General features: G+C 59.8%; 10 protein-coding genes. 1 reads left to right on the plus strand and 9 read right to left on the minus strand.

The window, feature by feature from the left end:
• On the plus strand, window positions 1-374 hold a 374-nt coding region (locus ACKVY0_RS18750; RefSeq protein ID WP_409216363.1), incomplete at its 5' end, for a CoA-transferase.
• A gap of 327 nt (window positions 375-701) precedes the next feature.
• Here the strand turns inward: ACKVY0_RS18750 and ACKVY0_RS18755 are convergent.
• From ACKVY0_RS18755 to ACKVY0_RS18795, 9 genes are all read right to left on the minus strand, one after another.
• Window positions 702-3,146, minus strand: coding sequence for a DUF4838 domain-containing protein (locus ACKVY0_RS18755; RefSeq protein ID WP_409216364.1), 2,445 nt, complete (start codon window positions 3,144-3,146; stop codon window positions 702-704).
• Window positions 3,147-3,160: 14 nt separating this feature from the next.
• The gene (locus ACKVY0_RS18760) at window positions 3,161-4,519 is read right to left on the minus strand and encodes a GDSL-type esterase/lipase family protein (RefSeq protein WP_409216365.1); all 1,359 of its coding nucleotides are present in this window, start codon (window positions 4,517-4,519) and stop codon (window positions 3,161-3,163) included.
• Window positions 4,516-5,835 carry a hypothetical protein gene (locus ACKVY0_RS18765; protein ID WP_409216366.1) on the minus strand — a complete coding sequence of 440 codons (1,320 nt, stop codon included), beginning with the start codon at window positions 5,833-5,835 and terminating at the stop codon, window positions 4,516-4,518. Before ACKVY0_RS18765 ends, ACKVY0_RS18760 begins: the two co-directional genes overlap by 4 nt.
• Entirely contained in the window at window positions 5,832-6,506 is a 675-nt protein-coding gene (locus ACKVY0_RS18770; RefSeq protein ID WP_409216367.1) for an SGNH/GDSL hydrolase family protein, read from the minus strand. The genes ACKVY0_RS18765 and ACKVY0_RS18770 overlap by 4 nt, the downstream gene beginning before the upstream one ends.
• Before the next feature lie 30 nt (window positions 6,507-6,536).
• Window positions 6,537-7,973 (minus strand): Gfo/Idh/MocA family protein, encoded by a 1,437-nt coding sequence (locus ACKVY0_RS18775; RefSeq protein WP_409216368.1) that lies wholly within the window; start codon window positions 7,971-7,973, stop codon window positions 6,537-6,539.
• A gap of 23 nt (window positions 7,974-7,996) precedes the next feature.
• A complete protein-coding gene (locus ACKVY0_RS18780) occupies window positions 7,997-9,004 on the minus strand; it encodes a Gfo/Idh/MocA family protein (RefSeq protein WP_409216369.1) in 1,008 nt (335 codons plus the stop codon).
• A gap of 70 nt (window positions 9,005-9,074) precedes the next feature.
• The gene (locus ACKVY0_RS18785) at window positions 9,075-10,430 is read right to left on the minus strand and encodes an SGNH/GDSL hydrolase family protein (RefSeq protein WP_409216370.1); all 1,356 of its coding nucleotides are present in this window, start codon (window positions 10,428-10,430) and stop codon (window positions 9,075-9,077) included.
• Window positions 10,431-10,525: 95 nt separating this feature from the next.
• Window positions 10,526-11,986, minus strand: coding sequence for a hypothetical protein (locus ACKVY0_RS18790; RefSeq protein ID WP_409216371.1), 1,461 nt, complete (start codon window positions 11,984-11,986; stop codon window positions 10,526-10,528).
• A 72-nt stretch (window positions 11,987-12,058) separates the two neighbouring features.
• Window positions 12,059-13,292, minus strand: a 1,234-nt coding sequence (locus ACKVY0_RS18795) for an FG-GAP repeat domain-containing protein (RefSeq protein WP_409216372.1), incomplete at its 5' end; no start/stop codon positions are given.

Below are 13,292 nucleotides of genomic sequence, written 5' to 3' on the forward strand. Positions count from 1 at the left end.
TTGCCATGATCCGCGGTGGTCACATTGACCTGTCGATTCTCGGCGCGCTCGAAGTTGCCGCCAACGGCGACATCGCGAACTGGATGGTGCCGGGAAAAATGGTGAAGGGACCCGGCGGAGCGATGGACCTGGTTGCCGGCGTGCGGCGCGTGGTCGTGGTCATGGAGCAATGCGCCAAGGACGGCAGTCCGAAGATTCTTCCGCAGTGCACGCTTCCCATCACGGGCAAAGGCGTGGTCAGCCTGATCATCACCGACCTCTGTGTGTTTGAGGTCAAGCCGGGCGGAGGCCTCGTGCTGACGGAACTGCATCCCGGCGTGAATCTCGACGACGTCCGCGCCCGCACCGGAGCACCGTTCGAGGTAGCGCGATGATGTCAGCCTTGGATCAGCGTGGCACCCGTTTGAGATGGATGGAGTGAATCAGTGGGGTTTGACGCGGTCCCGTTCGTCTCGATTTCAGTTCACTGAAATGCGGCACAGCTATTTCGTGGTCGCGTCCAGCTTGTAAATGCGCCTGGCGTTGCCGTTGTAGAACTTCTCCAAGACGCTGCGCGGGAGGTGCAGGGCTTCGACTCTGCGCTCTGCTTCATGATGTTGTCCCGCGCGGCAATGAGGTCCGCATGACTGGGAACACCGGGCTTCCCATAGAAATGCCATTCCGGCCGCTTTGAATAGTAACGAGCATCATCGTATGTTCCTCTATCGTTTGTTCGTCGTGATGTTTGCCATCATCTCGAAGTTCTTGTTGAACGCCTTGCCTGTCGGCGAAAGCTGGTAGAACTCGGGCTTGTCTCCGGCGAGTCGCTGATGCGAGACCTGCATGCCCCATGGGGCTGAGACGTTGGGGATGAGCGCTCCGAGCGAGGCGTAGTCGATGCGGATCTCGACACACCATTTGTCGGCGTGTTTCTTCACAGCGTAGTCGGTCACGCTGTAGAAGGCTGGCAGGTTGGCGACGTTTGGGTCGGTGGTGTCCTGATCGAAGATGGCACCAGCGGGATTGATGTTGATGACAGGCATGCGGCCGGTCGGTGTCTCTAACCGTATTTCGACAAAATCATCGGACCAGATGCCCGAGTCGTCGCGCGCTTTGGTGCGGTCGTGGAGGCGGTCCATTTTTGGCTCGCGGCACTCGATGGCGAGGTAAAAGGCGGTCGGCGTGGCACGGAAGGCTACGGAGGTGGAGACATGGTCGGGCTTGGCACTGGTGAACATGTCCTTCAGCGGATAGGATGGCACGGTCTTCCAGAAGGCTTTGGTGAAGTCGCCGTCGCACTTGGTGTCTTCGGCGTAGCGTCCGGCTTGGATGGTCGGACCTTTGCGATGCAGGTTCACGAACAGCCGCTTGAGGGGTTCCATTTCAGAGGCGAGGCGGTCGAGCCTTTTCGCATAGATGCTGCCAGCTTCGGTTTTCGCTCGGGCCTTGCCGAACATGTCGAAGAGCTTCGTCACATCCTCCTCCTTGAAGTTTCCTGAAGAAGCCGTCACGCGGCGTGGGGCTTTCCGCATCCAGATCTCCTCGCCGAACTTGTCCAGCGCCTTCATCTCTTCCGCAGCGGGGCCGTAGTAGAGCGTGTAGTATTCGGCGAGCAGCTTGTCCACATCCACCTTCGGATCCCACATGAGCTTCGAGTAGAGATACATCATAACATGCGTCTGTGCCGGGCAACCGATGTTGGTGTTTTGGTTTTCGGGTTTTGTCATGCCGCCAAAGGGGGCGTCGTATTCGAGAAGGAATCCCTGACACTTATCGGGCGTGACGTTTTTGAAGAGCTGCTTCAGGCTTTCCGTGAAAATATACGGCGTTGGCGGGTAGTTGCGGTGGGGACCGCGGTCGTAGAGGTAGTCGTAATAGATGAACTGTTCCGGCTGTTTGACGCACTTGAACCACTCCTTCATGATGCCGATAAAATCAGGGTTAAGGTGGTCATAGGCCGTCGTGTTTGCGAAGACGCAGGTCATGTCTTCGGGGATGAACTTGCCACTGAGCTGGGTGGGCACGCCAACCGTGCCGGAGTAAGCGTAGAAGGCCTTGCGCTGCTGGTTGCCGGGATACTTCTGGTTGTAGCGCTCGAGCATGTTCGCATTGAAATCCCAGGCGTAGTCGCTGTAGCGCCCGGAATCGCCACGCTCCTTCAGTTTGTCCCATCCGTTGGCCACGTCCTCGTCTCCGATGGTGCTCCATCCGTCCGGCTGGTTGAAGCTGACATACGGAAGCATCTTCGGATAGAAGGTATTGGCGGACTCCAGATACTGCAGGAAAGTTGAGCGGAACTTTTCGCCAGAGAGTTTCGGCACCCGGAAGTCGGCCTGCCCGTTGACTTTTCCGGCACACTCGGGGTCTTCTTTGCCGTCGAGGATACGCCCTGCGGCATGGTAGAAGAAGATGAACTCGCTCATCCCGCCGCCAAGCGACTTGAACCACATGGCTTCATCGCGGCAGCCACGCCAGTGGCTCCAGTTGCGGTAACGGAAGGCCGGTTCGCTTTTGATGTCCTGATCGGCAACGGAAATATCCTTCTTTTCGGGGATGACCTGCCCGATGTCAGCGAAGGGCATATACCAGCGGAACCCGAGCTGTTCGAGCAGCGCGTAGGCGGCGAAAAGGGTGCCGGTGGAGTCAATGCCATCGTGAAACCCAAGGCTCCTCGACGCATCCCTTTCGCGGCATTGGTTGTAGAGGCCTTCCATGAACATCGGCGAGCGCCAGTTGTGCCCTGTGTGCTTCAGCCATTTGTCTTGGACCCGGTAGAGGTTGTCCTCGCTGAGACCGAAGTGCTTATACCATTCGTTATCGACCCCTGCCGCGATGACATCGTCGCCTTTGACGATAATCTTGTAGCCGTCGTGTTTGACCTCCTTGAGGTCCATCCCGATCTTTTTCGTCATCTCGTTTTCGCCGAACCAGACCTTGGTCTTCACCTTGCCGGTTGGTTCGTTCACAATATCGAGTTTAGCGCCCGACATCTTGGCGATGATGCCCTGAAACTCCGTTGCGGCTGCCTTCACGATCGGATTGGCGTCCTTCGGGATGACGATTTCGGCCGTCGCCTTGCCGTCCTTCACGAGCGGCGCTGCGGAAAGGGGCACAGAGATACAGAGGGTCAGTAGCAGGATGGTGAGGAGTGCGGGGGTGTGTTTCATGGCGGTTTTTTTAATCAGGGGCGTTCATTCAGCAGCTTATCAAGGGTGGGACCCATCGCCTCCATCCAGCGTGTGTAGCCGGGACCGGCGACGTGGAGTTTGTCGGGCATCACCGCTGGGCTGATGGTGCCATCGGGCTCGACGAGTTTGTCGCCGATGTCGAGGTAGAAGACCTGCTCATTGTTCGCCAGCGTGGCGAGCTTGGCGTTGGTCTGGCGGATGGATTCGTTGATTTCGTCTTTGATCGAGGCCCCGCGCGGAAGGATGCCCAGCAGGAGGATTTTGCTTCTGGGTGTCTTGCTTTGGATCGCTTTGAGCAGTGCGCCGAGGTCCGCGGTGAGTTCGTCGGGAGTGAACTTCCCAGTGAGGTTGTTGGTGCCGATGAGCAGCACGACGACCTTGGGCGCGGCCTTGTCGAGCGTGCCGTTTTGCACGCGCCAGAGGACGTTTTGAATCCAATCGCCGCCGATGCCGAGATTGATGGGACGATGTTTGCCAAACCGAGCCTCCAGCACTTCCTGCGGCCAGCGTGCGGTGATGGAGTCACCGATGAAGACTAGGTCGGGGCGGGTCGCCACGACCGCTGCGCACTGCGCCTTGTGCTTGTCCGCATAGGCGGTGCCTATTTTGCCGTCCGCTCCGAACTGCGGCGCGGACGCGTGGAGCGCCGGGGAGATGATGTTGACCGGCTTTGCAGGCTTCTGGCCCGCCTGACAATCCTCGATGATATAAAAAAGCCGACCTGCGGCTTTGGGCGAGTTCTCTGAGGGACCGACGGCGACGTGGATGACGTCCTCCTTTTTCAAGCGCCCGAGGTAGAACTGAAACACCTGGGCGAAGCGGTCCCTCTTGATGAGCGACTGCGCCTTCAACTGATCATTTACATAGACCCGCAAGTCGGTGCCATAGCTGAGCGGCGTGCGCAAGTTGCCGTGATTGATCCACACCTCGCCCACCGAGTCGGCGCTGAGTTTGTATGACGCGACGTAACACCGCGCAACGCCATCCTTGTCACGCATCGCCGAGACATCGAGGTAGCCAATGCCCCGCGAAATGGTGTGCCCCGGCGCATCGGTCCGCAGCGCTCCCGACGCATCACGCACTCCATACGCCCTCGCTTTTTCATCGTAGCTCAAGGGAGCGTAGCCTGCGGAGTCGCCGAGATTGCCGCGTGCATTCCAATGAAAACTCCAGCCCGGCGGCGGGGTCGGAGCGATGGAGGCGTCGCCATAGACGGCGATGATGTTTTCGGACTCAAGTTTGCCGGCCTTCGGAGTGACTGTTTCAGCGTGAAGGCAGGCCAGCAGTGCCAGCAGAAAAGCAACGAGAGTTTCCGGGAAGCGCTTCATGTTGGGGATGATGGAATCGGTCATTTCGAAGCCTTCGGCGGGGATGCGATGTCTTGAAGTCGAGCCACCGCTTCGCTCACCATTTTCTCGCCGGCCTCTGGTGCGAGAAAGCTGCACTCGCTGGCACCATAGCCGCCTTCTTTCACCGCCTGGGCGGTGGGGATATAGACGACGAAGGGCGTGCCTTTGCCGTGATACGCGAGACCCAGGATGAAGGTGTTAGCGATGGGGGATTGAACGGTGAGATCGAGTTGGTGCTGAATGAAGGGTTCGCCGGGGATGGCGACGAGGGCGAGTTCGCGGCCAACCGCCATGGTGAGAAGACCGACGTCGGTGCTGAGGTTGCCGTGGCGATTGGGGATGGTAAGCAGGCTTTCCTGCACCTGGATCGCGCTGGCTGATTGCGGCTTGAGATTTTGGGCGATTCGCAGCGCACCATTGGCGAGCGAGATGCCGGCTTGTTTGGCGATGTTGAAGCGGTTTTCGCCTCGCAGATTGTGCAAGTCATAGGGATCAAGATCGCCGGAGGCACCCTGAAGAAACATGGCCATGCAGTCGGGACCGAGTTCTTGCTCGATGTGATCGACCATGGCTCCTGGATAGTCGCGTGAGACCACCCCTGCACCCATGAGCGTCACGGGGTGGCAGGCATACTGCACGGCGAAGGCGCGGACCTTGCCGGTCATGTCTTCGACGCGAATGACGCCGACCGTTGGATCGACTGGCTTTGTCGGTCGGCGGTCTGGATTCTCCCACATGGCACTGACGATGCCGACGCGCACGAGTCGCCGATTGTGGGCCATGTAAGCGCTCTCGAATGGGCCTTTGCCTGCCGCGAGTCGTGCCGGAAAGAGGTTCTGCATCGCCTGACCGATAGCGGCGATGACTTTGGCCTCGGTGGCGGCATACCAAGGATCGGCGGACAAGCCGGGCCAGTCGATGACCTCCGCCGGTGCCTTCGGGCTGCGTGTCCAATCCGGCGCGGCAGGTGGTTTGATAAGCATGCCGCGTGGCGCAGGCGCTGCATGCGTGTGAGTTGCGCAGAGGATGAGGTGATCGAGGCCATACTTCGCTTTGGCCTCATCAATGACCTTCTTGGAAGCGAAGACGATGAGATCGACGGAGACGATGGCCATGGAGGTCTGCGGAGTCTTCAGCACGAGCACTCGCGCAAACAAGGGATCGCGGAGTTGCAGTGGCTGGCCCACCAAATTGACCGCCTGATCGGCTGCGGGCGTGATTTCGACTTTGGCGGTGCCTGCGAGGAGTGGTGCGGATTCCTGGGCATTCAGCACGCCGATCAGTGAAGCCAACAGAAAGGCGCTGAGCAGTGCTTTCATTGCGGCAAGAGAGGTGTGATGGCCTGGGCTACCTGCTTGGACTGAATCGCCGTTCCTTCCGCAGTGTAGTGCACGCCGCCAGCGTCCCATAGCTTCGCGGGGTGTTTCGCGACCAGTGCGTAAAGATCATCCACGGCGATGTCGGCCTTCTGGATGTGTTCGGCGGCGGCTTTGTTCTTTTCGATCACCCTCTCATCAGGGACGTCGTCCTTCTGCTGGCAGGGGGTGGTGGTGGCCCAGATGAGTTTGGCGTTGGGAGCGTATCGCTTGATCGTGGCGATCACATCGGGCAATCCGGTGCGCACATCGGCCACGTCGCCGTGCAGCCCGAAGTTAAAGTGGATGACCGAGTAAACATTCTGCCGGAGCACGAGTTTGATCTCATCGAGCAACGCCGGATCGCTCGCGGCCTTCGAACTGCCGAGCAGGGAATCGTAGGCCTTGCCCTTGAGTTCCGTGCCCACCTCGGCGGCATAACGAACGGTAATGGAATCGCCGATGAGCAACACCAGCGGCAGATCGGGGCCGTTGGCAGGCTTGGTCTTGAGCGAGATGGTGGTCCAGTTCTGCGACTCGCGCGGCTTTTTGTAGTCGTAGAGGTCTTGAGACCACGAGTGGGTGATCGCCGTGCAGGTGAGCAGGATCGTTGCTGCGAAGGGGATGTGTTTCATGGTCGTTTTGGTGTGAGGCGTCAGTCTGAGTCACACTTCGTTCTCACCTAGCACTACAAACGGAGCACGATACTGACGCGCGAGCAGGGCATCGGCTTGAGCGTTGTCGATGAACTTTTCCTTGTCGCCATCGACTCGCAGATGTTGGCCGAGGGTGAACCTTGTTTTCTCCAAATCGACTCCGGCGTCGTTCATAGATTGCCGTGTGCGCTCGAAGGTCTCCTGCACGTCCTCGTGGACCTTGATGTCGCCAAGGTGCTTTGCGATGTCGGCGGGCGATGCAGTCTGGCCGAGGCGATACGAGATGTTCGCGATGTGGCAGAGCGCGCTGGATTGATGGCCTTCGAGGATGTCGGCGGCGAGGTCAGTGTGTTGCCGGCTGCGGACGGCGCGGAGGAAGTTGGCGAAGTGGTTCTCGGATTGGCCTTCGAAGGCGCGGATGAGCTGGCCTTTCGGATCATAGAGGCTCGTCTCGGCGATGATGCCTTCCGTGCCGTAAAAGAACCACATGGACTTGATCGTCGGATGAAACGGCACGGTCTTCAGACCACGCGTCTCGGAGACAATGGTCTTGTCACCAAAGTCAAAGATGCCGACCTGTGTGTTCGGTGTCTCACCCACATCGGTGTAGCCGAGACGGCCACCGTAGCTCAGGACGCCGCGCCCCAAACCCGTGACGCCAAGGCCCCATCGGCAGACATCGAGGGCATGCACGTTGCTGTTTCCGAGGTCGCCGTTGCCCGTGTCCCACATCCAGTGCCAGTCGTAGTGAAACTTGCTGCGTGTCAGTTTCGTCATCGGCGCGGGACCGGCCCAGAGGTTGTAGTCGCAGCGCGGCGGCGTGGGGCATTCGACGGGGCCGCCGATGGAGCCGCGACCGCCATACATGATGCTGCGCGCGAGCTTCACTTCTCCGAGCTTGCCCTCGCGCATGTATTTCACTGCTTCGGCCAAAGGAGCGCGAGAGCGGTTCTGCGTGCCCGTCTGGCAAATGCGGCCGAGTTTGCGGGCGACCTGCACGATGCGCCGGCCCTCTGCCACGTTATGGCTCACGGGCTTTTCGACATACACATCCTTGCCAGCCTGCATCGCCCAGATGGCAGCGAGTGCATGCCAGTGATTCGGCGTGGCGATGAAAACGACATCGACGGACTTGTCGGCATACACAGCGCGCAGGTCCTGCACTTTCTTCGGCATCGGGCGTTTCAGTTCGACCAGCAGCGCACCGACTTCATCCGCGCGATCGAGATCGGGATCGCAGACATACGCGACATCGCAATCCGCCAGCTTCGCGAGTTCGCGCGCGTGCGCCTTGCCGCGAATCCCGCAACCGATGATGGCGGCGGTGAGTTTGGAGTTGGAGCTGACGGATTTCGTCTCTGCAGCGAAAATCGGTGCAGGCAATGCGACCGCCGCAGCGGCCATCAGGGAGTCTTCGAAGAAACGACGGCGAGTGAAGTTTTGCATAGGATGGGAGGTTGGAGTTGGAACTAAGGATTCAGTTTTCCCGCCGCTTCGGCCTTCGCTTTGGCGAGGACATCGGCGAGTGCGACGGGCTTGCCGCCCTGGCGCAGGCTTTCATCAGCGGCTTCCATGAAGGTGAAGATCTCGATGGTCTCGGCCTCGCTCACGGGAGCCTCTCCGGTTCGGAAAAATTTGCCGATCTGGCGGCACAGGGCCTCGTAGCTGATGGTTTTGGCCCCTTGGCGCACGCCAGCGCTACCGAAGACGAGCGCACCGAACTCCGACTTGCCTTTGACGATGCCTCGATAGGTGCCAATGCGTCCGTCCTTCCACACGCCGGTAACTTGATCGCTGATGGGGCCTTTGGTGCGCGAAACGGTCTCGCAACCGGTGCCCATGAGCGCGTAGAGCGACTCGATGCCGTGGATGGCGTAGAAGAAGAGGTCGGGGGTGCCGCTTTGATACGAGCACGGCCCCCACGTTGTCACCCCCAGGATGTCTCCGATCTCGGCATTGCCCTTCATCGCGATCAAATCGGCTCCGAAGCGCGAGGACGAACTCGACCAGGTCTTCACGTTGTTCTTCTTCGCCAGCTCAAAGATGGCGATGGCTTCTGCGAGCGTGCCTGCGACGGGTTTGTCGATATAGACAGGCTTGCCCGACTTGAAGACCTCACGTGCCTCCTGGAGGTGGATGCGGCCATCGACACTCTCTATCAACACGACATCCACTTTCTCGAGCAGCTTCGGGATGCTATCGACGATCTCCACGCCCATATCGCGAAGCTGCTGCGTGAACTTCTCTTTGCGATCCTTGCTCGCCGGCATGTCCGTGCCGCCGGTGTAGCCTGTGGTGACTTTGATGCCTGCGAGATCCCCGTCGGCCTTCGGGTTATTGAAGAGCTTCGTGAATGCCGGCACATGCGAGGTATCGAGACCGATGATGCCCGCACGCAGCAGCTTCGGCGCATCCTGGGTGAATGCCGCGCCGGCAAGGCTGAGGAACGCTAAGACGTGAATGGGGAGGTACTTCATGATTGGAAAATTACGCGCCCGAGTTGTTCCTTTCGGAAGATTTTCTGAGCATTTAGGTAAAGCCTTTTACTCACCGGCTAAGGGCAGCTTTGGTTTCCTGATGCTGCTCCCATGCGGCGGATTGCAACGCCCTGGCCACGTCGGGCGGCATGTCTGCGGGTGCGGCGAGACCGATGGGAGAGCGTCCGCTCAGCACGCTGTAAATCCCGCAGGCGTAGATATAGGAGCCCCACAGGCCCGGGTGCATCTTGTCCTTTGCGAATAGACTCTCCATGCGTTCAGCCGACGGCTCCTTGCCGAGGTATCTGAAATACGCATGGCTGGAATCGACGACCTGGCTGCCGAGTTCCTTACCGGCGGCCAGATTGATGCGATGCAATCGATCGAAACCTTGGGGATAGTCTCTGATGATGGAGGCCGTGCCAAAGAACACGGTCTTGGCGCCGCCGCTCTTGATCAGTTCATGAAACTGACGCGCATACGGGTGCATGTCGGCTTCCGTGGCGGCGTAGATTTCCTGCAGCACGACAAAATCCCACGAACCGCCCGCGATCATTCCGCGCGCCGTCGTCGGACCGGTGCCGGCTTCCCAGTGTGTTTTCAAAGTGGAGCCGCCTTTGATGCAGCCGGTGATCTGAATCAGTGCAGCGCCCTTATCGGAGACAGCCAGGTTCTCGATCAGACGGTTGTTGATGATGAGCGGGCATTGGCTGTTGCCAACCATGAGCACCTTGAGCGGCTTTGGCCTCGCCGGAAGGAACGGCAGGATGGTTTGGGCCACTTGCGCGGACAAAAGCGCTGTTCCCTCAGTCGTGAAGTGGACACCACCGGCATCCCAGAGCTTCGTCGGGTGCTTCGCGACGAGTGTGTAGAGATCATCCACGGGAATGCCCGCCTTGGCGATAGGGTCTGCCGCGAGTGAGTTCTTTTCGATGACATCCTTGTCAGGCCCGCCGTCTCTTTGCATTCGCGGAGTCGTGGGAGCCCAGATGAGCTTTGCCTGCGGCGCATGGCGCTGAATGGTGGTGATCACGTCTGGAAGACCATCACGCATTCCTTCGCTATCGCCGTGCATTCCGAAGCTGAAGTGGATGATCGAATAGGCGTTCTGCCGCAGCACGAGCCGGATCTCGTCGAGCAAAGCGGGATCGCCCACAGCCTTTGACGTGCCCAGCAGCGAAACATAGGCATGCTCTTTGAGCGCGGCGCTCAATCCCGCCGAATAGCGCCCGGCGGTGATCGGATCGCCGATGAGCAGGACGAGCGGCAAATCCGCCCCATTGGCCAGCTTCGTCACCAGATTGATGGTGGTGGATTCCACGGTCGCGCGCGGCTTCTTGTAGTCGTAGAGATTCTCAGCTGACAAATTGGGCTGCCCTAGGAACAGCAGCAGCGCTGGAACGAATGGGATCGTTTTGATTCTCATAAAGGTGTTCTGGGCTGCTTCGCCGCGTTTCGAGAAGGGCCGGTTTACAACCGTGTTGGGTGCTTGGAAAGCGCCCTCCGTCGGAACCCAGAGAGTCATTTGGCTGCGGGTGAGGCTGGAAACAAAACCTGCATGGCCCGCACGGTTTGATCGACGAGGATCTGCCCGGCTTCGGGGCCGACTTTGTTCACGTGCGGCAGGCCGCTGTAGCTGCCACCTTGGATGGCGAGCGCGGTGGGCAGATACATGCCGCAGCCGTTGGCGAGCTGAAGCACAAAAGTCTGCTGCGCGGGGCTGCGGGCCTTCATCTGGATGCCCCAGTCGAGATACAGCTCGAAGGTGTTCGTGGTGATAGCGATGTCGCCGAGACGCAGGACGTGCAGCTCCATGTCGTAGGGCGGCAGCTTGTCCGCTTCCTCGAATCGTTTCACGATGCCCTGTTCGAGCTTCAGCATCGTGATGACGCGGTTGTCCGGCTTCTCGACGACGCTGTATTGCGCGATGTTTTTCTTCGCGTCCGCATACTCGCGTTCGAGGATCTTGCGTGGTGGCAACGGCAGGTCTTCGACGATGTGGCCGAAGGGTGCGTCGGTGCGGATGTCGGCCTTCGCGGCATCGAGCGTGTCGAAAACGGCGTTGCTGATGCGGCGGCCGAGTTCCTGCTGACGCGTGAGGCCGAGCAGCTTGATCATGCGGGCCTCCGCGTCCCTGCGATACTGCGGATGCGGCGATTGATCGCCCGCCGCGCCGCACCAGCCGAGCACGGTGAGGTCAGGCAGATTCAATTTGGCCTTCAACTGCTCGCGTGCGTCGTGCCAGAAGTCGGCGTTGAGCGCACTGCGGCTCTCCACTTCCTGCGACGGACACGCGACATTGATCGCGACGGCCTGAAGCTGCTTTTCGGCGTTCCAGAAGAACAGCGTCTCGATTCCCGAGTCGGAACCGGCTTCCATGTGGCGGAAGCGTGCGTCATTCGTCTTCGCATACATCTGCGCATGACCATCGGCGAAGACGGAGCGGCGGTTCTCGCCGATCTGAGCGAAACCGAGCGTCCAGCTCACACCGCCGGGCTTGCGGCTCTTCCACGCCTGCACGGCGGCCTGTGACATTCGCTCGACGAGAAACGCGGTGTATTCCGCTGGCTGCATCACGCCGTCCTTCGGGATCGGATACGTGATCAACGTCTCCTCGGGAATTTCGGACGTCACCGGCGCGGTGTGCGTGTGCGTGGCGGACACGATGACCTTCCGCACATCGAAGTCCGGCAGCAGCGGCTTCAAATGCTGCCGAAACTGCGCCAGCACCGAGTGATGAATGCCCACGAGGTCGCAGGAGATGAGAATGCTCTGATCCACCACCTTGCCGCCTTCCACCGACTCAATCGCCACCGCAGCGGCGATGATCGGAGCTTCGACACTTTGCGAAATGCGCGTCCCAAACTGGCCCGCCAGCGCCACCGGCTTGTCCGGTGTGATGCTGGCCGTTGACGAGCCGATGCGGAGTTCGGCGGCGTGGATGGCGGCGGATAGACAAAGAAAGAGCGTGATGCGTTTCATGGCGGTGGTGAGTGGAACGTGGAGTGGTCGAGTGATGTATTTCTAGTTCTGCGTTACGCCATCACACCTACCTCATCGCGGAAGGGCGAAGATGGACAGTCCGCCGCCGGTCTGGGCGGCGAAGATCTCCTGGCGGCCGTCGCCATTGACATCACCCGCGGCAACCACGCCAGACAGCTTGGGAATCTTGAGGTGAGGTGCCTCCGAGGCAGATTTGGCAGTCAGTGGTTGGTTCCTCTTCTGAAACCAAATGGTAATCTTGCTGGCATCGGTCGGGAGGAAGGCGATGTCGCAGAGCTTGTCGCCGTCCAGATCGGTGACGAGCAGTGGCGTGACGTCTTTCAGCACCAGGGTGGGGTCCGCCCTTTCACTGAAACCGGAGGGGCTGTTCTGAAGATAAACCAGTGTTTGTGCGGGGGCTGGAACGACGAGATCGCGCTGATCATCGCCGTTCAGGTCGCCCGTCATCACCTGGCCAAGGAGTGGTTTGTCACTGTCCATGACGGGAGAGTGCAGGACCAGCACCTCGGCGGCATCGGAGGGTTGCAAGACCCCCATTTTGGCAAAGGGGCCGTAGTAAATGCGGAGACGGTTGTTCAGCCCATACTGTGTGTCGGAGCCAAAGGTGGTGAAGATGACGTCATCGATGCCGTCGCGGTCCATGTCGGCCAGAGTGGAGCGCCAGTTGTCATTGCGATCCGCACCGGCAAAGTAGGCCTCCCCAAAGCGGTCCTTGCCCTGCCACTGCCGCCACGCTGCACCGGTGAGGAAGTCCGCCTGTTTGCGCTTGCTGAGGCTCCCTGTGGACAGCCCGCCCGCGCCACTGTCATTCAAATACGAGGACTTGTGCTCTTTCTCAAAGCCTTCAGAAGCGAAGAACAAGCTAAGCGAGCGCTGCACACGAAGGCCAACGGCGAGGTCGTCGCGTTTGTCCCCATCGAAGTCACCAATGGAGAGACCGGATGGCCTGGTCTCACCGAGCGTGATGATTTTGTCCGCTGGCATGGTGAACTTCCCGTTCTTCTGGAACAGCAGATGCAGGCGGAAAGAGGGAGGGGCGGCGGATTGAGGCTTCGCCGGCGGCGCATCGACGAGCGCCATATCCGCACGACGGTCGCCATTGAGATCGCCCACGGCCAGGAACATCGCCGGAGGTGTGTCTGGTATCGTGAGGCTACCCTGACCCCATACGGAGAGCGTGAGCGGCCCCAGCAGCAAAAGGGCGCATTGAAGGGTGCCCAGCTTTGCGGTGAGTCGGGCGAGGGCACCTGTCGAAAGTGGTCCTGTTTGCGCCGGACTCTTGAAG

Origin of the sequence: Prosthecobacter sp., from assembly GCF_046154365.1 — a bacterium.
In the GTDB taxonomy this organism is placed as follows: domain Bacteria; phylum Verrucomicrobiota; class Verrucomicrobiia; order Verrucomicrobiales; family Verrucomicrobiaceae; genus Prosthecobacter.